Annotated in this window: 21 protein-coding genes; 17 read left to right on the forward strand and 4 right to left on the reverse strand. The window is 48.0% G+C overall.

Going from position 1 to position 22,437, the window contains the following annotated elements; all coding sequences use genetic code 11:
- The first annotated feature begins 6 nt into the window (after positions 1–6).
- Both moeB and ANT_RS07045 read left to right on the forward strand, forming a co-directional pair.
- A complete protein-coding gene (gene moeB, locus ANT_RS07040; protein ID WP_013559816.1) occupies positions 7–1,149 on the forward strand; it encodes a molybdopterin-synthase adenylyltransferase MoeB in 1,143 nt (380 codons plus the stop codon).
- Positions 1,150–1,164: 15 nt separating this feature from the next.
- The gene (locus tag ANT_RS07045) at positions 1,165–2,019 is read left to right on the forward strand and encodes a PIG-L deacetylase family protein (protein WP_041454807.1); all 855 of its coding nucleotides are present in this window, start codon (positions 1,165–1,167) and stop codon (positions 2,017–2,019) included.
- A gap of 49 nt (positions 2,020–2,068) precedes the next feature.
- Here the strand turns inward: ANT_RS07045 and clpB are convergent, their stop codons facing one another.
- Positions 2,069–4,654 (reverse strand): ATP-dependent chaperone ClpB, encoded by a 2,586-nt coding sequence (clpB, locus tag ANT_RS07050; RefSeq protein WP_013559818.1) that lies wholly within the window; start codon positions 4,652–4,654, stop codon positions 2,069–2,071.
- Between the two features lie 207 nt (positions 4,655–4,861).
- Here clpB and ANT_RS16230 point away from each other — a divergent pair, with 207 nt between their 5' ends.
- The 3 genes from ANT_RS16230 to ANT_RS07065 all read left to right on the forward strand — a co-directional run bounded on the left by ANT_RS16230 (position 4,862) and on the right by ANT_RS07065 (position 6,996).
- A complete protein-coding gene (locus ANT_RS16230; RefSeq protein ID WP_013559819.1) occupies positions 4,862–5,515 on the forward strand; it encodes an FHA domain-containing protein in 654 nt (217 codons plus the stop codon).
- A gap of 103 nt (positions 5,516–5,618) precedes the next feature.
- Positions 5,619–6,839: an AI-2E family transporter gene (locus ANT_RS07060; protein WP_172634583.1), complete on the forward strand. Its 1,221-nt coding sequence runs from the start codon at positions 5,619–5,621 to the stop codon at positions 6,837–6,839.
- Entirely contained in the window at positions 6,811–6,996 is a 186-nt protein-coding gene (locus ANT_RS07065) for a hypothetical protein (protein ID WP_013559821.1), read from the forward strand. The genes ANT_RS07060 and ANT_RS07065 overlap by 29 nt, the downstream gene beginning before the upstream one ends.
- 8 nt (positions 6,997–7,004) lie before the next feature.
- Here ANT_RS07065 and ANT_RS07070 read toward each other — a convergent pair whose 3' ends face one another.
- Entirely contained in the window at positions 7,005–8,243 is a 1,239-nt protein-coding gene (locus ANT_RS07070; RefSeq protein WP_013559822.1) for an MFS transporter, read from the reverse strand.
- 291 nt (positions 8,244–8,534) lie between these two features.
- Here ANT_RS07070 and ANT_RS07075 point away from each other — a divergent pair, with 291 nt between their 5' ends.
- From ANT_RS07075 to ANT_RS07110, 8 genes are read left to right on the forward strand one after another with little or no spacing between them, the layout of a single operon-like run.
- Complete coding sequence (locus tag ANT_RS07075) at positions 8,535–9,326, forward strand: NBR1-Ig-like domain-containing protein (protein ID WP_041454809.1); 792 nt, start codon at positions 8,535–8,537, stop codon at positions 9,324–9,326.
- An 8-nt stretch (positions 9,327–9,334) separates the two neighbouring features.
- Entirely contained in the window at positions 9,335–10,177 is an 843-nt protein-coding gene (gene rsmI, locus ANT_RS07080; RefSeq protein WP_013559824.1) for a 16S rRNA (cytidine(1402)-2'-O)-methyltransferase, read from the forward strand.
- 24 nt (positions 10,178–10,201) lie between these two features.
- The gene (locus ANT_RS07085; RefSeq protein WP_013559825.1) at positions 10,202–11,257 is read left to right on the forward strand and encodes a bifunctional phosphoglucose/phosphomannose isomerase; all 1,056 of its coding nucleotides are present in this window, start codon (positions 10,202–10,204) and stop codon (positions 11,255–11,257) included.
- Complete coding sequence (locus ANT_RS07090; protein ID WP_049784841.1) at positions 11,226–11,840, forward strand: thymidine kinase; 615 nt, start codon at positions 11,226–11,228, stop codon at positions 11,838–11,840. The genes ANT_RS07085 and ANT_RS07090 overlap by 32 nt, the downstream gene beginning before the upstream one ends.
- 8 nt (positions 11,841–11,848) lie before the next feature.
- Entirely contained in the window at positions 11,849–12,424 is a 576-nt protein-coding gene (gene hpt, locus ANT_RS07095; protein WP_013559827.1) for a hypoxanthine phosphoribosyltransferase, read from the forward strand.
- Positions 12,421–13,950, forward strand: coding sequence for a CCA tRNA nucleotidyltransferase (locus tag ANT_RS07100; RefSeq protein ID WP_013559828.1), 1,530 nt, complete (start codon positions 12,421–12,423; stop codon positions 13,948–13,950). The genes hpt and ANT_RS07100 overlap by 4 nt, the downstream gene beginning before the upstream one ends.
- On the forward strand, positions 13,947–14,711 hold the full coding sequence (locus ANT_RS07105; protein WP_013559829.1) for an alpha/beta fold hydrolase: 765 nt from the start codon (positions 13,947–13,949) through the stop codon (positions 14,709–14,711). The genes ANT_RS07100 and ANT_RS07105 overlap by 4 nt, the downstream gene beginning before the upstream one ends.
- A 10-nt stretch (positions 14,712–14,721) precedes the next feature.
- Complete coding sequence (locus ANT_RS07110) at positions 14,722–15,084, forward strand: P-II family nitrogen regulator (RefSeq protein ID WP_013559830.1); 363 nt, start codon at positions 14,722–14,724, stop codon at positions 15,082–15,084.
- 14 nt (positions 15,085–15,098) lie between these two features.
- On the opposite strand, the gene ANT_RS17335 is transcribed toward ANT_RS07110, so the two are convergent.
- The gene (locus ANT_RS17335) at positions 15,099–15,395 is read right to left on the reverse strand and encodes a zinc ribbon domain-containing protein (protein WP_013559831.1); all 297 of its coding nucleotides are present in this window, start codon (positions 15,393–15,395) and stop codon (positions 15,099–15,101) included.
- Between the two features lie 46 nt (positions 15,396–15,441).
- Positions 15,442–15,840 carry a response regulator transcription factor gene (locus ANT_RS07115; protein ID WP_049784842.1) on the reverse strand — a complete coding sequence of 133 codons (399 nt, stop codon included), beginning with the start codon at positions 15,838–15,840 and terminating at the stop codon, positions 15,442–15,444.
- A 216-nt stretch (positions 15,841–16,056) separates the two neighbouring features.
- On the opposite strand from ANT_RS07115, the gene ppdK reads away from it, so the two are divergent.
- From ppdK to pdhA, 4 genes are all read left to right on the forward strand, one after another.
- Positions 16,057–18,756, forward strand: coding sequence for a pyruvate, phosphate dikinase (gene ppdK, locus ANT_RS07120; RefSeq protein ID WP_013559833.1), 2,700 nt, complete (start codon positions 16,057–16,059; stop codon positions 18,754–18,756).
- A gap of 114 nt (positions 18,757–18,870) precedes the next feature.
- A complete protein-coding gene (locus tag ANT_RS07125; protein ID WP_013559834.1) occupies positions 18,871–20,442 on the forward strand; it encodes an APC family permease in 1,572 nt (523 codons plus the stop codon).
- Positions 20,443–20,520: 78 nt separating this feature from the next.
- Complete coding sequence (locus ANT_RS07130; protein WP_155818047.1) at positions 20,521–21,327, forward strand: hypothetical protein; 807 nt, start codon at positions 20,521–20,523, stop codon at positions 21,325–21,327.
- A gap of 142 nt (positions 21,328–21,469) precedes the next feature.
- Complete coding sequence (gene pdhA, locus ANT_RS07135) at positions 21,470–22,429, forward strand: pyruvate dehydrogenase (acetyl-transferring) E1 component subunit alpha (protein ID WP_013559836.1); 960 nt, start codon at positions 21,470–21,472, stop codon at positions 22,427–22,429.
- Positions 22,430–22,437 lie beyond the last annotated feature (8 nt).

The following is a 22,437-nucleotide window of genomic DNA, read 5'->3' on the forward strand; positions in this document are numbered from 1 at the left end:
AGTCTGATGGCTACTTTATCTCAGGCAGAAATTCTCCGCTATTCCCGTCATCTGGTATTACCTGAAGTTGGATTGGAAGGGCAGAGGAAACTTAAGGATGCCAGAGTTTTAATCGTGGGAACCGGTGGCTTAGGCTCACCCATTTCTCTCTACCTGGCAGCGGCGGGGGTGGGAACTCTCGGGTTGGTTGACTACGACGTGGTGGATGAAACGAACCTGCAACGCCAGATTGTTCACAGCACTTCTCATGTAGGCATTCCCAAGGTGGAATCGGCAAAACGTCGTTTACTTGATCTGAATCCTTACATTCACGTGGAAACCTACAATGTAGTTTTGAGATCAGAGAATGCCCGTCCTATTGCAGAGCGATACGATATTCTCGTAGATGGTACAGATAATTTCCCGACACGATACCTGTTAAATGATTTGGCAGTGTTGACAAATAAACCCTATGTATATGGCTCAATTTTCCGCTTTGAGGGACAGGTGAGTGTTTTTGACGCTCGAGTTGGACCTTGTTATCGCTGCTTATTCCCGGAACCACCGCCACCGGGGATGGTCCCTTCATGCGCAGAAGGCGGGGTTTTTGGGGTTCTTCCAGGGATCATTGGTGCTCTTCAAGCAACGGAAGTAATCAAACTGATTTTGGGAATTGGAGAGCCTTTAGCAGGTAAACTCTTACTGGTAGATGCACTGGATAGCACCTTCCAAACAGTGCAATTGAGAAAGAATCCACAGTGTAAACTTTGTGGAGAGACGCCTCAAATTCGCGATTTGGTAGATTACGAGGAATTTTGCGGGGTTCCAGCCGCTGGAAGGCACGAGATTCAGGGTATTCCTGAGTTAAGCCCAAAAGAAGCATCAGAATTGCTTGCTTCGGGGGAGCCCTGGGCATTGCTGGATGTTCGAGACCCTGTAGAATTACAGGTTTCTAAATTACCAGGTGCTGTAGTGATTCCTGTTGGGCAATTACCGGCACGATTGCAAGCATTAAATCGTGACCGTAAGTGGGTTGTCTTTTGTCGAACCGGCGAAAGATCCGCACGAGCGGTGAAACTCCTTCGGTCGGTAGGCATTCAGGCATATAATCTCAAAGGTGGCATTAATGCCTGGGCTGATGAGGTTGACCCTACCTTGTTGAAATATTAGTTGAAGATAATGGACATGGAAACAAAACGCGCTTTACTGGCTGTGCTGGCTCATCCAGATGACGAAACGTTTGGTATGGGGGGAACATTAGCATTATATGCTCGTCAGGGGGTTGATGTTTATTTGATCTGTGCCACCCGCGGAGAGGCTGGAGAGGTTGAAAAGGAGCATCTTCAGGGTTTTTCCACCGTTGCTGAGCGCAGGGAGTCGGAACTGCGCTGTGCGGCAAATATTCTTGGGCTGAAAGGCGTATTTTTTCTGGGGTATCGTGATTCGGGTATGCCAGGCTCGGTAGACAATTTTCACCCCCAAGCCTTATGTGTGCAACCAGTTGAAGAAGTAGCCGAACGGATTGCGTCTCTCATTCTGGAAATTAAGCCACAGGTAGTCATTACTTTCGATCCCATTGGCGGTTACCGTCACCCAGATCATGTGGCAATTCATCAGGCTACTGTGAGAGCCTTTGAACGGCTTGCCATGCTTCAGCAGGAAGGTAAAGCAGTTAATCCGGTTAAAAAATTGTACTTTCACACCATTCCCCGCACATTGCTTCGCCTAATAGTGCTTGCCATGAAACTTCGCGGGAAAGATCCACGTCGTTTTGGAAAAAATGGCGATATCGATCTGGCTTCTATCGCAGCCGAGCAGTTCCCTATTCACGCCGTAGTGGATTATCGGCAGGTGGCTCGGGTTCGGGAACGCGCAGTGGCTTGTCATGTCAGTCAGGGGGGTGCTTCCTTAACTGGTGTGGGAATTTTTGCACAAATTCGTCGCTGGTTCTTTTCCCGGGATGTATTCATGCGGGCTTATCCGCCTGCAGGAAAAGGTTCTCCAAAAGAAAACGATCTCTTTGAAGGAATCTATGAATAAAACCCGCCGCACGAAATACTCCATGCGGCGGGAGGGTATCTTCTGAGGGTCATGCTACTTCTGCCGAGACGACCGGGACAAAGGCTAACCCGTCTGGAACTCGCTCAACCCGGATGGTATCACCCGGTTTGAATTCGCCATTCAGCAAGTGAAGAGCCAGCGGGTCCTGAAGTTCTCGCTGGATGGCACGTTTGAGTGGACGCGCCCCGAAGTCCGGATCGTATCCCACTTCTGCCAGATAGGCTTTGGCTTCCTTGGTAACTTCGAGATGATAACCACGTTCTTCCAACAGGTTTTGCATGCGCCGCAGTTGAATTTCGACAATTTTTTGCAGGTGTTCCTGTCCCAACGGGTGGAAAACAACCACCTCGTCAATGCGGTTAAGGAACTCAGGGCGGAAGTGGGCTTGCAAGACCCGGGTGATTTGTTCGCGGCTTACCTGTCCAACGTTGCTCAACCACAGTTCTGAGCCCAGGTTACTGGTCATGATGACAACCACGTTGCGAAAATCTACTGTCCTTCCCTGCCCATCGGTCAATCGTCCATCATCGAGTAATTGGAGCAAGACGTTGAACACTTCTGGATGAGCTTTCTCGATTTCATCAAACAGCACCACGCTGTACGGACGACGACGAACGGCTTCGGTGAGTTGACCACCTTCTTCATAGCCCACATAACCCGGGGGCGCACCGATGAGGCGTGAAACGGTATGCTTTTCCTGATATTCGCTCATGTCGATGCGAATCATGGCGTGTTCGTCATCAAACATAAACTCAGCCAGTGCACGAGCAAGTTCGGTTTTGCCAACCCCTGTCGGTCCCAGGAAGATGAATGATCCGATAGGACGGTTGGGGTCCTGTAAGCCGGCACGCGCTCGACGAATGGCATTCGATACTGCGCGTACCGCCTCATCCTGTCCTACTACGCGTTGATGCAGACGCTCTTCCATTTCGAGCAATTTTTTCATCTCGCCCTCCAGCAACCGCGAGACCGGGATGCCTGTCCAGCGCGAAACAATCTCCGCAATTTCTTCGGCATCCACTTCCTCTTTCAACAGCGCGCCTTCCTGTTGAATTTCAGCCAGCCGTTTTTCGGCTTCTTTCACTTTGTTTTGAAGTTCATGCAAGACGCCATAGCGCAGGCGCGCGGCTTCTTCGAGGTTGTTTTCTCGCTCTGCCCGCTCGATATCCCGATAAGTCTGGTCAATTTGTTCCTTCACCTGTCTCAAGTTGGCAATGGCTTCTTTTTCCAGTTTCCACCGTGCGTGTAAACTGGCAGATTTTTCCTTAAGGTTGGCAAGTTCTTGCTCCAGTTTACTCAAGCGCTCCTGCGAAGCCTTGTCTCGTTCTTTTTGCAGGGCTTGCCGCTCAATTTCAAGTTGAAGAATCTGGCGATCAACCTCGTCAATCGCTTGAGGTTTAGAGTCGATCTCAGTTCGTAATCGTGCTGCCGCTTCGTCAATCAGGTCAATGGCTTTATCAGGCAGGTGCCGATCCGGGATATAGCGATGTGAAAGCGTTGCTGCAGTGATGACAGCGGCATCGGTAATCCGTACACCATGGTGAACCTCGTAGCGAGATTTCAATCCTCGCAGGATGCTGATGGTATCTTCTACCGAGGGTTCTTCTACCAGGATGGGTTGGAAACGACGTTCCAGCGCCGGGTCTTTTTCGATGTGTTTGCGGTACTCGTCCAGCGTGGTTGCGCCAATCATGTGAAGTTCCCCGCGCGCCAGCATCGGTTTGAGCATATTGCCGGCATCCATGGCGCCCTCTGCAGCACCTGCTCCTACCACAGTGTGCATTTCGTCAATAAAGAGGATGACCTCCCCAGCGGCGTCAGTCACTTCTTTCAAAACTGCCTTCAGGCGTTCTTCAAATTCCCCACGGTATTTTGCACCGGCAACCAAGGCACCCATATCCAACTGGATGATGCGTTTTCGCTTTAAGCCTTCGGGCACATCCCCGTTGACAATACGTTGTGCCAGTCCTTCCACAATGGCGGTTTTTCCTACACCAGGCTCACCGATCAATGCGGGGTTGTTTTTTGTCCTGCGCGAAAGGATTTGAATGGTTCTGCGAATTTCCTCATCCCGTCCAATCACCGGATCAAGTTTTCCCTGCCGTGCCATGGCAGTTAGGTCTCTGCCATATTTTTCCAGTGCCTGATAGGTATCTTCCGGTGTAGGTGAGGTTACGCGTTGACTTCCGCGAATTGAAGCCAGAGCTTTTAGAATAGCATCCTTGGTCAAGCCATATTGCGATAAACGTTTGTTCTCAGGAGAGTCGGTTAAAGCCAGTAAGATGTGCTCTGTGGAGATGTACTCATCCTGCATTCCTTTTGCATATTGCTCAGAGCGATTGAGCACCTCAACTGTGGGCTGGGCAAGGCCTATTGATGCATTAGAGCCGTATACCTTGGGGCGTCTGGCTAACTCTTGAACGAGTTCCTCTCTAAGTGCCAGTGTTGACCCGGCAACCCGGGTAATGATGGCCGGTACAACACCTTCGCTTTGCTGGATTAAAGCCAGCAACAAATGTGCTGGCTCGATTGCCTGATGGTTGTAATCCTGTGCCAGTTGCTGACTCTTCAGGATGGCTTCTTGTGCTTTTTGTGTAAATTTATCGAGGTTCATAATTCCCTCCCTTTTTATTTTGTCCTACCAGTAATCTCCAGTTCAGCATAAGGCTGAAATATCAAAAAATGATAGGATTTTTATAAACAAATGGTTAAAATCAAAGTATGGTTAATTACGAAACCGAAATCAAAATCCAGCCCCTTGATTTGACAATGCCCACTTAAGCCATTACACTATCAACAGATATTGCTCAAGGAGGTTTCAATGCCCGTTGGTTATCAATTGATCATGCGCAGTGGACCTCAGGCGGGGGGAGTTTTTCCACTTACAAAGACCGAAATTAGCCTTGGACGCGATCTGACCAACGATCTGGTGGTGAGCGATCCGGAAGTTTCCCGACATCATGCACGGCTTTATTTGCAGGGAAATACCTATGTCCTTGAAGATCTTGGCTCGACCAACGGTACGTTTGTCAATGGAATTCGTCTGACTGGACCTTACCCTCTTCGTCCTGGAGAATCCATTTCATTGGGCGAGAGAGTGGTTTTCCTGTATGAGGTAGTAGATGAAGATGCTACTGTGGTAACTCCGGCGTCCAGAATTCCTGCAGGAGGAGAACTGTATCCTCAGGTGGGCGTTTCCCCGTCAGTAGGAAAAGCACAGTCATCTGTTCCGTCCAGGCCGCGTTACACCGCGCCTTTGGGAAGCACTCCTGTTGCACCGGTGGAATATGCTGTTGAACCAACCAGTATAGAAGAACCCGGGCTTCATCAACAAAACAAAACCACTCGTGTTCTGCTCATCAGTCTTGCCGTGGTGTTTGTCCTTGCCTGTTTGTGCATTGGGGTCTTGTTATGGAATGCTCCCAAGGAATTCTGGTGCCTGTTCCCCATCTGGCCTGCAGGGGCATGCCCATAAATTTTTGGTTAATATTGTTTCCTGAATGAACAGAAGCCCATCCTCAAGCCGCATCGTGAGAAAAAGAACCAGACGGTTACATCCTGTCCGTGTGAAGGCCACTGTGAATCGCTGGGACAGCACCACGAAACTGGTAGTGAGCCTGGCGCTGTTTACCATTTTGGCGTGGCTTCTGGTGCGTTTTCGCAATATTGTTGGTCCCCTTCTTCTGGCTGTTTTACTGGCTTATTTGCTCTACCCTATGGTCTCGAGTATTCAGCGGGCAACCAGAATCTCATGGCGTCTTGCGGTTGGCATAGTTTATTTTCTTTTGTTGTTACTGGTCTTGGGTGGAACGACGCTCAGTGGTCTGGCGGTTGTAGAACAGTCCCAGAGTTTGATTCGTTTCCTTCAGCAAACCTTGAAGGATTTACCCTCCTTGCTGACTCAATGGAGTGAAATGCCCGTCCAGGTGGGTCCGTTCCAGTTTGTTTTGCCCAATTTTATGGATGTGAATACGCTCACCCAATCTTTGCTGGGGATTGTACAGCCATTGCTCAGTCGTGCTGGGCTATTGGTGGGCTCAATTGCCAGTGGGGCTTTTAATTTTCTCGGGTGGGTATTCTTTATCTTATTAATTTCTTACTTCATCCTTGCTGAGAGTGGAGGGACTTCTCCGGAAATTATTCGGATTAATTTACCCGGTTACAACGAGGATTTGCGTAAATTTGGGGTTTACCTGAGCGGAATTTGGAACGCCTTCCTGCGTGGTCAAATTATCATTATTCTGATTACCATACTGGTCTATACAGCCTTGTTGGGCATTTTAGGGTTGCGTTTCTTCATTGGACTTGCCTTACTGGCGGGGCTGGCAAGATTTATTCCTTACGTTGGGCCTGCCGTTGCCTGGACCAGTTATGGCTTGGTAGCCCTGTTCCAGGGCTCCAATTATTTCGGATTACCTCCCTGGGGATATGTTATCCTTGTAGTGGGTTTGGCATGGTTTACAGATGTTATTCTGGATAATTTGGTCGCAACACGCTTGATGGGTACAGCGCTGAAAATTCATCCAGCGGCGGTGATGGTTTCAGCATTGATTGGTGCCAATTTATTTGGAATTATAGGTGTAGTACTGGCGGCGCCGGTAGTAGCGACGTTAAAACTACTGACCAGTTATGTGGTTTATCGTCTTTCCGATCAGGAGCCTTGGGAAAATCTTCAGGTTGCCGCGCCTGTGGTTTCTAGGCCAATTTTTTCGCGAATTAGAAGTATAATCTACCGTGCTGTTCAAATGCTGAGGAAAGGAATAAAGAAATATGGCAAACCCATCAGAACCCAAGACTGAAACCATTGCAGAAACCGAAAATTATATTGCCTGGAAGGCGGACGAGCCGGATGGTGAAACCACCTATCACATTGAACTTAACAATGTCACGGTGCATTTTTTTGAAGAAGAATGGGAAGAGTTTCTGCAATTGGCGAAGTTGTTGATAAAGAAGTAGGAAACTTTTCAACCCCATCGCAGGATGGCTATCCCAGCCAGAAAGCGTACCAGTACGGCTAATACCATACTTCCAAATAGACCAAGATTCGCGGTAATCAGGGGGGCTACTAGACCACATATTAGAACGGCAAAGTTCACGGCTAAATTGAACCATGCCAGATAAGATGGGCGATCATCGGGGGGCACATTTACCAGCACGTAATTGACCAGTCCCCCTCCAATGATTGCCCATCCGATTCCACTTACAATTTGTGTGATTACATAAATCCATACCTGATAACTGAAAGTGAAAATCAATGTTGCAAAACTGGCAATAATTGTCCCAGCACCGGTCAATGTCTTGAATCCATACTTACGGGACAATCCGCCAACCTGTGTGGATGTAAGAAAGTAGAGAATCCAGAATAAACTCGTCCCAAAACCAATAGTTTCGTCGGTCAGTTTCAACTCATTGACCTGGTAGAGTGGAAAGATGGGATTGGGCAAGAAAACAGCGACATGGAAGAAGAACATTACCAGGAGTACATTTCGAAAGGAACCTGAAAGCACATCCGGACGAATAATCTCTCTCCATGAAGGCTTTTGTGCCTGGGAAGATTGGGGGGATGTTTGTGGAGCGACTACTTTCACCTTAAAGAGATGATAGGCGCTGAGCATGGAACCAAGCCATCCCAGCCCAAAAACAATCATGTAGCCGGTTTCAAAAGGAAATACCTTGAGCACCTGTCCAACAATGAACGAAGTAATCATGGAAGTAAGCGCCAACAAAGCATTCCGAATTCCGATGATCTGTCCTCGCCATTCCATGGGAATGCCTTCTGCGAGAAAAGCATTTCCCATGACGGCTGCAATTGTCCCTGGGATGTTCATGATCAGGGTAATGACAATGATTGTCCAGATTTGAACTTGCGCCGGAAAAAGGATGGGGAGAGGAATCAGGAAAGCGTAAAATAGACGGGTAAATAATGCGGACCAGCGTACTACCTGAAAGGTGGATTTCCCGCGAACAAAAAAGTTCGTAGGAAAAGTCATCAGAATATTCATCAATGCAGGGCTGGCGGTAAGAATTCCAATCTGAAACGACGAAGCGCCCAACCGGGAGGCATACACTGCAAGAAACACAATGATACTTCCGTTGAGAACACCCCACCATGCAATATCGAAAAAGAGATGAATAAAGTTTTCGCGATGTTCTTCCGGAAAGGGTTCGCTTAAGCCTAAAATCTGTTTGAGTGAGAAGGACATGGTCTCAATTATATAGGATTGCTGGCTTATAAAAGATAAAAGTCTGTTTTAAATTTGGAATTTTGGTAGAATGTCAGTGTTATGAGGGTTACAATTTACCTTCTTTTGCTATTCAACCTGTGGCTGGTGAGTTGTTCAATGGCGACCCCCCGTGTTTCAATGCCATCACACTCTGAGCAGCCAACGGCAAAAACAATCCCTGTTGATCAAAAATCCTCCTTTATTCTACCAACGGAGTTAACATACCAGGCAGAGACTTATTCATCCAGGCAGGAAGCGGTGTCTGAGGGTATGCGAATCTCCCCACGAGATCACCTTCCTTGCGATAGGGCGGAAGCGGGTGCTCCGATTGATGTAACCGTTCCCGATGACTTCGCCTTTTTAGCGGGAGAGCGTTTCGTCAAAGTTTGGAAACTGCGTAATGCGGGTAGTTGTTCCTGGACTTCGGATTATTCGGTAGTGTGGTTTTCGGGTGCCCCTTTGGGACTCCAAACGAGCGAAAGGCTGAAGCAAGTCGTTGCGCCGGGAGAAGAAGTCGAAATTGCTGTTGAAATGATGGCGCCCGATGTACCCGGGGTGTATCAAAGCCATTGGAAAATGCAAAATGCTCGGGGACAGTTGTTTGGAATAGGCCCTGAGGGAGAATCGCCGTTTTGGGTTAGAATTCAAGTTCTCCCTCGTCCAACCAGTACCCCTGAAGCAATGGTTACTCCGTTTGTTCCTACACCGGGGATATATCGTTTAGGAAGTTTTGAATTAAGCCCTGGCGATTCCCTGGACCTGGATTCTGGTTTGTTTAACCCTGAACAAGGCGGGGATTTTGTTTTTGAGATATTAGATGGAAATTACTGGATTAAGCCGCAGGGAAATTCTTACTTAGCAGTTACTTCCCTTTTCTCTCCAGGTTATCAGGATTGCCGTCTGGCAGTACTCGCTCAGGAAGCCATTCTGGCAACACAAGAGATTCAGGGTAGTTTCATGTGCTTAAGAACGAATGAGGGAAGACTAGGGAGTATCCTGCTTTCGCTTGATTTTGAGCGCAATCAATTGTCTGGGGCATACATTCTCTGGGAACTCCCCTGAAAGGGATTATGGGCATCTTATATCTTGTCGCTACACCGATTGGCAATCTTGAAGATATTACGCTTCGAGCGTTGCGGGTACTTCGAGAAGTCTCTCTCGTTGCTGCTGAAGATACACGTCAAACTAAAAAACTTCTTACTCATTATGGGATAGATAAACCGCTAATCAGTTATTACGAACATAATAAATTATCTCGTCTTCAGGTCATTTTATCGCATCTCCAGGAAGGAGATGTTGCTCTGGTCTCAGATGCTGGCACACCCGGGTTAAATGACCCTGGCTATGAATTGGTAAAGTCAGCCATTGAGCACGGGTTTCGTGTGTATCCTGTGCCAGGACCTGCCTCGCCAATTGCAGCCCTGGTTGGTTCTGGATTGCCTACGGATGCTTTCCTGTATCTGGGGTATCTTCCACGGAAGCAAAAGGACCGCAGAGAGAGAATTGCTCAAATCCGCGATGAACCTTACACAGTATTGTTTCTGGAAACTCCACACCGTTTACGGGACTCCTTAAAAGACCTTCTGGATATTCTGGGTAACCGTTCAGCAGTCATCGCCAGAGAATTGACAAAGATTCACGAGGAGTTTCTGCGGGGAACATTGCATGATCTCATACAGCATTTTGACCAGACTGAGCCGTTGGGAGAATTCGTCGTTCTGGTGGCTGGGGCATCAAAACTGGAGAAGACATGGAATGAAGAACAGGTTCTGGAGGTGTTTCAGCGGGAATTTACGGGTAATATTTCCTTGAAAACCTTTGCTGAACAATTAGCACAGGTTTCGGGGTGGAAGAAAAACGACTTATATCGGTTATTCCTGGAACAGAAAAAGAATCAAGGTACAATCAAATAATCCAATATCATAGGAGAATTCTATATGAATCTGGATGATGTAACTGCTTTCCAGCAAATCGACTCGCAGGATATGATTGGTCAGATCAACGGTTTACCAGATCAACTAAACCGTGCCTACGAATTGGGGAAGACCTTTCCGCTTCCGGAAAAAAGGAAGTTTCACAGTGTGCTTATTTCGGGGATGGGCGGCTCAGCCATTGGTGCAGACCTGGTTGCCTCTTATTTACAGGATAAAATTTCACTCCCTATCATTGTTCATCGAGATTATGAACTCCCTCTTTGGGCAGGTGAGGATACGCTTGTGGTTGCTTCCAGTCATTCGGGAAATACGGAGGAAACCCTTTGGGCGTACGATCAAGCCCGACAGCGCGGATGCGCTATTGTAGCCATTTGTACTGGCGGTAAACTGGCAGGTCTTGCGCGGAAAGATGGAGTACCCTTGTGGCAGTTCGATCATCGTCATGCACCTAGAACAGCGGTAGGTTTTTCTTTTGGATTACTTTTGGCTTTGTTTGAACAGCTGGGATTGATTTCCTCTGTCGAGCAAGAAGTGGATGAGGCTGTACATGCCATGCGCAATGTTCAAACAAATTTAGGGATAGACGTGCCTGTAACCCACAACCCGGCGAAGCGAATGGCTGGCCAACTTTTTGGGCGATGGGTGGTGGTGTTGGCAGCCGATTACCTTGCACCTGTTGCACGTCGGTGGAAAGGTCAAATCAACGAATTGGCAAAGGCATGGGCGCAGTTTGAGTTTTTGCCTGAAGCCGACCATAATACCCTGGCGGGGCTGGAAAATCCGTCAGCAATGTTGATGAATATGATGGCGTTGTTTATTCAAGCCCCGGGAATAAATTCCAGAAATCAGAAACGCATTGAATTGACTCGTGAGATGTTCATGACTCAAGGGATTAACACCGACATGATCGTGGCTCGCGGGGAGGGGAAATTAGCCCACATCTGGACATCGCTTTTGTTTGGAGATTACATGGCATATTACCTGGCGATGGCGTACGGGATTGATCCTACTCCCATTCCAATTCTTGATGCTTTCAAATCCGAGATGGCTTCAGTATGAGGAGGGACTCTTGAAACATACAACAGGTTCAATTGAAGTGATTACCGGATCCATGTTTAGCGGTAAAACCGATGAGTTAATTCGTCGCTTGAGACGTGCTCGCATTGCCCGTCAAAAGGTTCAGGTTTTCAAGCCCATCATCGATGACCGTTATAGTGTGGAAAAAGTCACTTCTCATGCCGGAAATGAGTTTGAGGCGTATCCGATTTCCCGCTCCGAGGAAATCTGGCAAAAATTAGATCCAGAGGCTTCAGTGGTTGCGATTGATGAGGCGCAATTCTTCGATGAAGGGATTGTGGGTGTTGTACAAGCCTTAGCCTCAAAAGGGGTTCGTGTTATTGTTGCCGGATTGGATATGGATTTCCGTGGCGAACCGTTTGGTGTTATGCCTGTGTTGATGGCAATTGCTGAGCGGGTAGATAAACTACAAGCCATTTGTATGGTTTGCGGTGAGCCAGCCAGTCGTACTCAAAGACTGGTGAATGGCAAACCGGCAAAATATTCTGACCCTGTGGTGATAGTAGGCGCGTCTGAATTGTATGAAGCCCGTTGCAGACAACACCACGAGGTTCCCAAAGAGTGAGGTGAACAATGTGGGATTATCGTGAATTTCTTGGAGAAGTGCTGATTGACTCCGACACTTTACAAAGACGTATTCAGGAATTAGGTGAACAGATTAGCAAGGATTACGAAGGAAAGAAACTTTTGCTGGTTTGCATCCTTCGGGGTGGAGTCATGTTCCTAACCGATCTCATGCGCTCTATTCGAATTCCTCACGCTATTGAGTTCATGGCGGTCTCTTCGTATGGAGTAGGTGGGCGTCATTCTTCGGGACAGGTAAGAATTACATTTGATTTGAACACCGATATTTCTGAGTGGGACGTAATTTTGGTGGAAGATATTATCGACAGTGGGCATACGCTCCATTCTGTGCTGGAACTTCTTTCCATTCGACAGCCAAAAAGCCTGAGCGTATGCGCTTTGCTGGACAAATCGGAAAGGCGGGAGGTAGAAATCCCGTTGAAATATATAGGCTTTGAGATTCCCAATAAATTTGTTTTTGGCTACGGTTTGGACATTGATGATTTCTATCGAAATCTTCCTTTTATCGGTGTGGTTAACCTGGAAAAATACAATGCTTTGATTCATCAGCAGGAGAAGGAGTGATACAACCTTTTTCAAGCGATTTAAAACGTATTTTACAAGTGGTATCTCGAGCAAGCGATGATGTCCCTGTTTATTTAGTAGGTGGCGCAGTTCGTGACCATCTCTTGGGGGTTGAGTCGCATGATTTGGATTTTTGTCTAAACGCCTCGCCCATACCATTGGCTCGTCGTGTGGCAAATGCTCTAAATGCAGGCTTTTTTCTGTTGGATGAACAACGTGAAACAGTCCGGGTTGTTGTTCACGAGCCGGATGGTTCAATAAATTACTTGGACTTTGCGCGCTTTCGAGAAGACAGTTTGGTTGAGGATCTCTGGAAGCGAGATTTTACAATTAATGCCATGGCATTGCCAGTGCAGGAGGATTCCATCCTCTTGCAACTGATCGATCCATGTGGTGGCTTACAGGACTTAAGAGACAAACGCTTAAAGGCGTGCTCCGATTCTGCTTTTGAGGATGACCCGGTGCGGGTATTGCGCCTTATTCGTTTTGCGCAAAAACTTCGATTTCATATTGATCCGCAAACCCTCCAGGATGCTCGAAGTTCTGTTCCTTCTCTGGAGAGAGTTTCTGCTGAGCGCAAAAGAGATGAAATTTTCCAAATCCTGGAATCCCCTGGCGCTCGCGTGGGTGTGGATTTGCTCGACCGTTTAAAGGTTTTGCCTGTTGTTTTTCCGGAATTGGAGAAATTAAAGGGCGTTAAACAATCCACTCCTCATGTCCACGATGTTTGGCGCCATACCCTTGAAACTGTAAGCCGTTTGGAAATTCTATTGAATGTGCTTGCGGAAGACTTGTCTGAACAGTCTCCTGCTGGAATGATGGTGGCGCAAGCCTCCCTCTGGCTTGGCAGATACCGGGAACAATTTCATGCCCACCTTAACCGTCGTCTCAATCCCTTGCGTCTTTTACGAGGTCTCACTTTTTTCTGTGCTCTCTTTCATGACGTGGGGAAGCCGGATACTGCTTTTCAGGATAAGGAAGGACGGATTCGATTCTTTGGTCATGAAGAATTGAGCGCGAGTCTGGCTGTTTCACGTGCGCAAGCGCTTGCCTTGAGCCATGATGAGGTGGAGCACATCCAAAAGGTGATCACCGGTCATATGCGCATTCACTGGTTAGTTTCGGAAGGTCAACCCCCTTCTCCGCGTGCAATTTATCGCTTCTTCAGGGATTTGGGAGAGGCTGGTGTTGATGTCTGTTTACTTTCTCTTTCTGATCTCTGGGCGACATATTCTCATACGTTAACACAGGAACAATGGGTAAGTGAGTTAAAAGTTTGTAGGGCGCTCCTGGAGGCAAAGTGGGAAAAGGAGAACATCCTGATTACGCCCCCTGTGCTGATCAAGGGAGGAGAACTCATTCGGGAACTTGGTTTGCAACCGGGTCCTTTGATTGGTCAAACGTTAGAAGCCATTCGGGAGGCTCAAGTGGAGGGCATGGTCCTGGATAAACAGTCGGCTCTTGCGTTTGCACGAGAGTGGATTAATAAATCGTTTCCTCAACAGAAGGAGGAGAGAGAAACATGACAAACCAACCTGTACGTTTGTTTTATCGAGAACGTGGGCAGGGAAAGCCAATGATCTTAATCCATGGTTTCCCATTAGACCATTCCATCTGGGATGCAGTGGCTGAAGACCTCTCAAAGAAAGCGCGAGTGATTACCCCGGACTTAAGGGGGTACGGTAAATCGCCAAAACCCGAAGGGGAATATACCATGCGGATGATGGCAGACGACCTGATTGCACTGTTGGACCAGTTGGGGATTGATAAAGCCATCATGGTTGGGCATTCCATGGGGGGCTATATCACCCTTGCTTTGGCAAAGGCGTATCCTCAGCGGCTGAGTGGCATAGGCTTTGTGGCTACCCAGGCGGCAGCCGATTTGCCGGAGCGGCGTCAGGCTCGTCTGATTCTGGTGGATGAGATCAAGCGGAAAGGTGCTCAGGCAGTGGTCCATGCTAACCTGAAAAAATACAGCCGGAATGCTGAGGTGCTGAAATACACTCAGGAACTCATGCTGAAAGCCCAACCTCACGTTTTGATGGCTTGCCTCAGAGGGATGGCTGATCGAGAAGACATGACCGATTTCCTGAAGGAAATTGCCGTACCGTCTGTGGTGATTGCTGGGGAGCAGGATGACCTCATTCCTCTGGAAAGAACCCGTGAAATGGTAGAGCGTTTACAAAGAGGATGGCTGGTCACTGTGCCGAATGCCGGACATATGCCCATGATGGAATCACCACAACAGGTCACCTCTGCTTTGATAGAACTTCTTCAGCAAACATGAGAGGTTATTTATGTACATGGTGATGTTTGTGCTGGATGATTCGACCCTCCTGGATGACGTCCTGGATGCCTGGTACAGTGCCGGCATTACCGGTGCTACGATTTTTGAAAGCAATGGGATTTTTCGTCAGCGTGCTAAACGTTTTAATCTCCCTGTTCGCTATGCGCTTCCACATGTCACCGCAAAGATTGAAGCCAATTACACCCTGATGGCGATTGTTCCAGACGAAGAAGCCGTGCAGGCGTGTTTGCAAGCCTCGGAGAAGGTTGTTGGTGATTTGTCGCAACCCTACACCGGTGTTTTTGCTTCCTGGCCTTTGTCTTTTGTGAAAGGGGTTCGTATAGAAAATCAAACCCCTTCTTCAGGGGCTTGATGAGCGAGAAATGTCTAGGGGAAAATTTCTGTCAATAGCGGCTGGTAGGTGCATTTACAACCGTTGGGATTCGAGCATCCCTCTACAGGCAAGGTTGGCACCTGGTCTTTGAGATAGGTTCCTTCTACTGCCATGCAGGCAGGACAGGCGTCTGCGCTTACTGCGACGTGGATTGCATAAACTCGTGGATTCTCTTGCATTTGCCTGAGCGCAATGGCGGTTGTGGATTCTTTGCGCAGATCAGCCTGACAGGTAGGACAGACAACTACTTCATCCGAGACCACAGTTTTACAACGAGAACAGGTTTGCATAAATTGCCTCTTTAGGATGGTTTTGTGTAATTTTACTATGGTTCTTTTATGTAGTTAGTCCTGGTTTGGTGAGGCTTTTTTTTACCAGAGAGGCTCTTCGAAGCAATTTGTTGATTTGAGCCATGAGGATGGCGCTTGAAATGGGTTTAGACAGGAAAGCGTCTGCCCCACTGTCAAGGACCTGGGCAATCACTTTAGGTGAGTCCAGTGCAGAAACTACCAGAATGGGCACAGCGCTGAACTCCCTGATTTTCTTGCAAACTTCCACTCCGTTCATTTCGGGCATGAGCAGGTCGAGAATAATCACATCAGGTTGCCCGAATCGAGCTAATTCCAAACCATCAAGGGCGGTATTGGCTACCAGGGTTTCTGCTCCCGATGGGGCAAGTAGAACAGAGAGCAAATCGGTCATTCCAGGGTCATCATCAATGATGAGGATCTTCATGCGTTTTTCCTGATCCATAGTTATTTGATGGTAAACCTATTATCAACCATCTCTGCGGGTTTTTACCTTTCAATGGGTTTACAGTCTTTCAGATGGTTGGATAGACATCTTCGGTGAAAAACTTTGCCAATCAAAGGCTTTGTGGTAGAATTTTGAGGATTTTGGCGAAAAATCCCCTCAAACGGGGTTGTTCATCTTTTCGTGGAGGTTTCCAAAATGACGCAGAAGAAATGGGTATATGTGTTCAATGAACTGGACCAGGCATCTGCCTATGTAGGTGGTTCCTGGGACGCTGTGCGAGGTTTGCTGGGTGGTAAAGGAGCAAACCTGTTTGAAATGTATCGTATTGGCTTGCCCGTTCCTCCCTTTTTTACAGTCACCACTGAGGCTTGTAATGCCTATTTGGCGAGCGGGGAAAAATTCCCCGAGGGAATGTGGGAACAGGAACTCGATGCTCTTCACAAAATTGAAGAAGCCAGCGGCAAGAAATTTGGCGATCCCAGCAATCCTTTGCTGGTATCCTGCCGTTCTGGTGCAAAATTCTCTATGCCCGGCATGATGGACACGGTTTTGAACATCGGCTTGAACGATGAAACCGTGCAGGGCATGATCAAATTGACCAATAACCCGCGCTTTGTGTACGATTCCTACCGCCGCCTGATCATGATGTTTGGCGCTGTGGTGCTGGGATTGCCCGATGAGGCTTTTGAAGAGCCCATGGAAGCCTTCAAACATCAAAAAGGCGCTAAAGCCGATACCGATTTGACCGCTGAAGATTTGAAAGAACTTTCGGAAATCTTCAAGAAGGTTGTTCGCGAGAATAAGGGCTTTGATTTCCCCCAGGATCCCATTGAACAACTGCGTTTGGCGACGGAAGCAGTCTTCAAGTCCTGGAATGGCAAGCGTGCCATTGATTACCGCCGCGCTGAGGGCATCCCTGATAATCTGGGAACGGCTGTTAACATCGTGACGATGGTTTTCGGGAACATGGGATGGGACTCCGGTACCGGTGTGGCATTCACCCGCAATCCTTCCACTGGCGAGCGCAAGGTCTTCGGCGAGTATCTGCTGAATGCTCAGGGTGAGGATGTGGTGGCTGGTATCCGCAACACCGATCCGATTGAGAAGATGGCTGAGACTCTCCCCGAAGCCTACAACGAATTCATGAAAATTTGCGAAATCCTCGAAAAGCATTACCGCGATATGCAGGACATGGAATTTACCATTGAGCGCGGTAAACTGTGGATGCTCCAGACCCGCAACGGGAAGCGCACTGCCAAAGCGGCCATCAAGATTGCTGTGGATATGGCGAATGAGGGGTTGATTTCCAAAGAAGAGGCTGTGATGCGCGTTTCTACCAAACAGGTGGATGCTATGCTCCACCCGCAGTTTGATGAGAATGCGCGCAAAGCCGCCAAGAAAGAGGGACGCCTCTTTGCCACTGGTGTGAACGCTTCACCGGGCGCGGCAGTCGGTCAGGTGTTCTTCGACGCCGATACCGCTGAGAAGAAAGGCAAAGAAGAGGGCTTGCAGGTTATTATGGTTCGCCCCTTCACCAAACCCGATGATGTCCATGGTATGCTTGCCGCTAAAGGAATTCTGACCAGCGAGGGTGGTGCTACTTCTCACGCGGCGGTAGTGGCTCGCCAGTTCGGCGTTCCCTGCGTTGTTGGTGCTTCTGCAATCCGAATTGACCTTGAAAAACGCCAGATGAAAGTTGGCGATGTTGTGGTCAAAGAAGGTGATTGGATTTCGCTGGACGGTGCCACGGGTGAAGTCTTCCTGGGCAAACTGGATCTCACTGTGCCTAACCTGGAAGAACAGCAGGATTTGCTCACTCTGTTGAATTGGGCAGATGAAATTGCCCGTCTGCAGGTTTGGGCGAATGCTGATTACCCCAAGGATGCTCGCCGTGCCCGTTCTTATGGTGCAAAGGGTATTGGCTTGTGCCGCACCGAGCACATGTTCTTTGAGCCTGAACGTCTGCCCATTGTTCAGCGCATGATTCTGGCTGAGACCATCGAAGAACGCAAGAAGGCTTTGGATGAACTTTTGCCCTTCCAGCGTTCGGACTTTGAAGGTTTGTTCGAAGCCATGGACGGATATCCTGTGATTATCCGCCTGATTGACCCGCCCCTGCATGAGTTCATGCCCGATGAAGAGAAACTCTTTGAAGAAGTGATTACCATGCGGGTGAAAGGCGAAACCAAAGGACTGGCAGAAAAAGAAAAACTGCTTGCCAGCATCCGTGCCATGCATGAAAGCAACCCGATGATGGGCTTGCGCGGTGTGCGCCTGAGCATTTACATGCCTGAAATCGTGGAGATGCAGGTGCGTGCAATCTTTGAGGCTGCGGCGAATTGCACACTGCGCGGTGTCAAAGTGAAACCTGAGGTGATGATCCCCCTGACCGGCACGGTGAAGGAACTGGAATGGATCCAGCCGCGTCTGGAGCGCATTGCCAAACAGGTCATGAGCGAAAAGGGTGTTAACTTCCCCTACAAGTTCGGCACCATGATTGAGATTCCGCGCGCGGCAGTCACTGCGGGTGAGATCGCTCGCCTGGCTGAGTTTTTCTCCTTCGGTACCAACGACCTGACCCAAATGACCTTTGGTTACAGCCGGGACGATGCCGAACGAAACTTCCTCATCAAGTATGTTGAGGAAGGTATTTTGGAGAAGAACCCCTTCCAGACTTTGGACCGTGAAGGTGTAGGACGCCTGATGCGCATGGCTGTAGAAGAAGGCCGCCGCACTCGTCCAGAACTCGAAGTGGGTATTTGTGGCGAACATGGTGGTGATCCTGATTCTATTGAGTTCTGCCACTTGATTGGACAGAACTACGTGAGTTGTTCACCGTTCCGTGTTCCGGTGGCGCGTCTGGCTGCTGCGCAAGCGGCAATCAAGAATCGGTAATTTTGTAAACCACCTGTAAACTCAAAAAGGGTCTGGAGATGCCTGTCTGGGAATTTCTCCAGACCCTTTGTACTATAATGCAAAGAGGAAATTTTTTCCCTGGAGGAAAGACGGATGGCGAGTCAAAGCTCAGAGCGATCGTCAAATTTGCGTGTGCTGGATAGTTTTCTCATTCTCTTCCTGGCGGTTGCTTCGATTGGTGTATTTGTTGTAGGGTTGATTCCTTATGCTACCTTAATGGGTGATTTTCCAGGCACCAACCTCACGCTTGCTCTGGTTATTGCGGCGGTTTTAGGCCTTTTGTTTGTTTATATTTATTCCTCAATTGGGGCATTTTTCCCTCACTGTGGCGCTGACTACGTGTTGATGTCTCGTGTCTTAACCGGTTCTCTGGGTTTTGCAGCGTCCCTTACTATGCTGGTTGGCGCTACCATGCTGGTAAGCAGTTTTACAGGCACTCTTGCTACTGTAGGGTTCCCTTTCATCTCAAAAACAGCAGAAATTACAGCCGGCGCAGGTTTTACTGTCATAGAAAATTTGCATACGCCCACTGGAATAATGATTGTAGGCTCGATCTTGATTGTACTGGCGTTTATTGTCAGTATTTTCCCGGTTCGGATTGTTCAAAATTTCCTTCGCTTTGGGTTTTTCCTCACCCTATTGAGCTGGGCGGGTTTAATTTTCCAGTTTGCAGTTCCAATGTATCCACTCTCTGATGGATGGAATACATTTATGGGATTTGGTGCTTTTGACCGCCAAATATTTCTAGCCCGTCAACTTGGATTATCTACTGGGCCATTTCCAAATGCATTTCTTACTCTTGGCTTAGTTATCACCGCCATTTTATTTGCCGGGATTGTTATGCCAGTGTGGATGGCAGGGGAGGTTAAAAATCCCAAAAAAGACTTGTTTGCAGGAAATGTGGGAGCAGTTCTTCTGGCTTCTCTCATTTTTATCGTCACCAGTTTATTGTTTTTGCGTGTGTCGTCTTCGTCCTGGCTTGCCGCTCAGAGTTATTTATATCTGTTAACAGAGGATGGAAAAGAAACTGTCTATCCATGGCTATTCTTCTATGCTAATATTCTTCGACCTAACCCTACATTAGCCTATCTCTTTTTGTCAGGCTGGTTGTTTTCTACCTTCAACCTGATCCTTGTCGCGATTATGGCTGGCTCAAGAATGTTGATGGCGTGGGCAAAAGATAAAATTTTGCCAGTTTCGTTTTCCTTCACTCACTCCGGGCTTGGTACTCCGGTTGTCTCTCTTCTCTGGATGTCCTTGCTTTTGGAAGTGGGGTTAATGGTTTTTGCGCTTGCTCATACTCATAATATCGAGTGGATCAAGCCATTTTTCTTTGTGATTGCTTCCGGACAGGTGGTCTCAGCAATTGCCCTGGCAGTTTACCCTTTCAAGCATCCTGAAGATTTTCAGCAGACTTCAGGCATGGCAGGGTGGCGAATTGGAAAAATTCCGCTCGTGAGTGTTGTAGGGGTGATCTGGGTGGTTTATGGGGTCTATTTATTGAATTACCTTGCAATTAATCCCAGAGGATTTGATTTCAGACCGTTTGGGTGGATATTAGGCTCTTTTGCAGTAGGATTTGCCTTTTACTCGTTCCGGAAAAACCGCTTGAAAACGCAAGGTGTTGATCTGGATGTTTTATTGACCCATTCACCTGAAGAGTAGAAAAACTTTCCTGTCCATTGAAACAAATCACAGCGTATGGCTTGTGATTTGTTTCTTTCTATGACTATAATATACCTCATGACGAATCGCCTTGCTCGTGTTGCAGTTGGCATTGCTGTTGGTGGGCTAATGGGGGGCCTTTACGCCTTTTTGAGTCAAGCAATCAATGGGTTATTCCTTCCGGGTGTCCCTTTGAAACCTTCAGGAGCAGGTTCCTTTCTGGAATTTATCTGGAGATATTTTCTTTCGGGAGCACTTCTTGGAGGAGTGGCTTCTTTTCCTGAGTCAAAATGGTTGGGTACTTTCCTGGGGGGATTTGCTGGAGCATTGGGCGTGACTTTGCTGGGAATATCTTCTCTTCGCGGGGGAGAGGAACGGGCTTTAGGATTGTTTGTTATGGCCTTTTATCTGTTTTTGCCCCTGGTAGTTATGTATATGTCTTTTGCTTACCTGGTGAGGCTTGGAGTTAATTCTCAATTTCCTGATCCTCAGCATCCTGAACTTTGGGCACGGCGTTTTCTGGTTCCGCTTCTTCTTCTGATTTTGGTGATTTTCGTCTCGGCGTTTTCTTTATATGGACGTGCAGAACGCAAAGCATTTCAAACAGTTCATCAAATGGTAGAGGAGGCTCGCAAGGCTACAAATGTACAGAGCCTGCCTGTTTCGTTTCAGTCCATTCAAGGATATCTGGAAAACGCTAGGGGTGCTTATTTTCTTAGCCTGAGCGATAGGGTTGACCTTTTCATGGGACCTCAACCGGTTAATTCACCATTATCTCAATTTTTAATTGTGGGGGAATTTGAGAATGGTTTTTCGTTTGCTTGCCTGTTTCAGGGAGAGCAAACGATTGTTCCGTATTGTACAAATTTTTCCTTCATCCCTTAGGGTTTGTTATAATTTCAATAGCGGTTTTTACCCGAGAAATAAGAAAAATTTTGTCATAAACGGGTAAATCGGGTATAATTTGGCGGTTTTATTATCGACTTTGCAGTTCAATCATCAAGACCCAACGGAGGTTTTCTCACCTATGGAAAAAGATGAATATTTTCGCATGTATAGAGAGATGGTAGTGATCCGCCGCTTGGAAGAACGTTCTGCTGAATTGTATCAGCAGGGCAAAATCGGCGGATTTCTCCATCTTTATATTGGACAGGAAGCGGTAAGCACTGGCTTAATTTCTGCAAGAAAACCACAGGACCGTGTGATTACCGCCTACCGTGATCATGGCGTTGCGATCAATTGTGGGCTGTCGGCGCGGGAAGTGATGGCAGAACTTCTTGGAAAAGCCACAGGGTGCTCTAAAGGCAAAGGGGGCTCGATGCATCTTGCAGATGTTACCAAAAACTTTTGGGGAGGTCATGCCATTGTGGGAGCCCATTTGCCCATTGCCACCGGATTGGCGTTGGGCGACGCTTATAAGGGAGAGAAAAATGTGACCATTTGCATGTTCGGTGATGGGGCTACCAACATCGGCTTTTTCCATGAAGCCCTGAATATGAGCAAAATCTGGAATTTGCCGGTTCTCTGGGTGTGTGAAAATAACCAGTACGGTATGGGCACGGCGGTTGAACGTGCCTCAGCGGTGTCCGAAATCATCCAGAAAGCCCAGGCTTATGCCATGCCCAGCCGACGGGTGGATGGAATGGATGTCATGGCAATGCGTCAGGCAGCGGAAGAGATGATTGAAGCCATTCGCAATGGGGCGGGCCCAATGCTGATGGAAGCCATGACTTATCGCTTCCGTGGACACTCCATGGGCGACCCGGAACGTTATCGAAAACCTGAAGAAGTTCATCGGTATCAGGAAAATGATCCCATCGGAATTTTCCGCAAGTATCTTCAGGAGAATGGGATTGCGACCGAAGAGGAACTCAATCAACTGGATGATGAAGCGGAAGCCATTGTGGAAGATGCTGTCCAGTTTGCTGAAGCCAGTCCGGAACCTCAGCCTCATGAATTGTTCGAGCATATTTACGTAGAAGCATAGAGAGGGCT

The organism is Anaerolinea thermophila UNI-1, from assembly GCF_000199675.1.
In the GTDB taxonomy this organism is placed as follows: domain Bacteria; phylum Chloroflexota; class Anaerolineae; order Anaerolineales; family Anaerolineaceae; genus Anaerolinea; species Anaerolinea thermophila.

Bases quoted from the DNA above. Each gene is read 5' to 3' on its own strand.
- moeB (WP_013559816.1), top strand. From the start codon at position 7: ATGGCTACTTTATCTCAGGCAGAAATTCTCCGCTATTCCCGTCATCTG.
- ANT_RS07045 (WP_041454807.1), top strand. From the start codon at position 1,165: ATGGAAACAAAACGCGCTTTACTGGCTGTGCTGGCTCATCCAGATGAC.
- clpB (WP_013559818.1), bottom strand. From the start codon at position 4,654: ATGAACCTCGATAAATTTACACAAAAAGCACAAGAAGCCATCCTGAAG.
- ANT_RS16230 (WP_013559819.1), top strand. From the start codon at position 4,862: ATGCCCGTTGGTTATCAATTGATCATGCGCAGTGGACCTCAGGCGGGG.
- ANT_RS07065 (WP_013559821.1), top strand. From the start codon at position 6,811: ATGGCAAACCCATCAGAACCCAAGACTGAAACCATTGCAGAAACCGAA.
- ANT_RS07070 (WP_013559822.1), bottom strand. From the start codon at position 8,243: ATGTCCTTCTCACTCAAACAGATTTTAGGCTTAAGCGAACCCTTTCCG.
- ANT_RS07075 (WP_041454809.1), top strand. From the start codon at position 8,535: ATGCGAATCTCCCCACGAGATCACCTTCCTTGCGATAGGGCGGAAGCG.
- rsmI (WP_013559824.1), top strand. From the start codon at position 9,335: ATGGGCATCTTATATCTTGTCGCTACACCGATTGGCAATCTTGAAGAT.
- ANT_RS07085 (WP_013559825.1), top strand. From the start codon at position 10,202: ATGAATCTGGATGATGTAACTGCTTTCCAGCAAATCGACTCGCAGGAT.
- ANT_RS07090 (WP_049784841.1), top strand. From the start codon at position 11,226: ATGCTTTCAAATCCGAGATGGCTTCAGTATGAGGAGGGACTCTTGAAA.
- hpt (WP_013559827.1), top strand. From the start codon at position 11,849: ATGTGGGATTATCGTGAATTTCTTGGAGAAGTGCTGATTGACTCCGAC.
- ANT_RS07105 (WP_013559829.1), top strand. From the start codon at position 13,947: ATGACAAACCAACCTGTACGTTTGTTTTATCGAGAACGTGGGCAGGGA.
- ANT_RS07110 (WP_013559830.1), top strand. From the start codon at position 14,722: ATGTACATGGTGATGTTTGTGCTGGATGATTCGACCCTCCTGGATGAC.
- ANT_RS17335 (WP_013559831.1), bottom strand. From the start codon at position 15,395: ATGCAAACCTGTTCTCGTTGTAAAACTGTGGTCTCGGATGAAGTAGTT.
- ANT_RS07115 (WP_049784842.1), bottom strand. From the start codon at position 15,840: ATGAAGATCCTCATCATTGATGATGACCCTGGAATGACCGATTTGCTC.
- ppdK (WP_013559833.1), top strand. From the start codon at position 16,057: ATGACGCAGAAGAAATGGGTATATGTGTTCAATGAACTGGACCAGGCA.
- ANT_RS07125 (WP_013559834.1), top strand. From the start codon at position 18,871: ATGGCGAGTCAAAGCTCAGAGCGATCGTCAAATTTGCGTGTGCTGGAT.
- ANT_RS07130 (WP_155818047.1), top strand. From the start codon at position 20,521: ATGACGAATCGCCTTGCTCGTGTTGCAGTTGGCATTGCTGTTGGTGGG.
- pdhA (WP_013559836.1), top strand. From the start codon at position 21,470: ATGGAAAAAGATGAATATTTTCGCATGTATAGAGAGATGGTAGTGATC.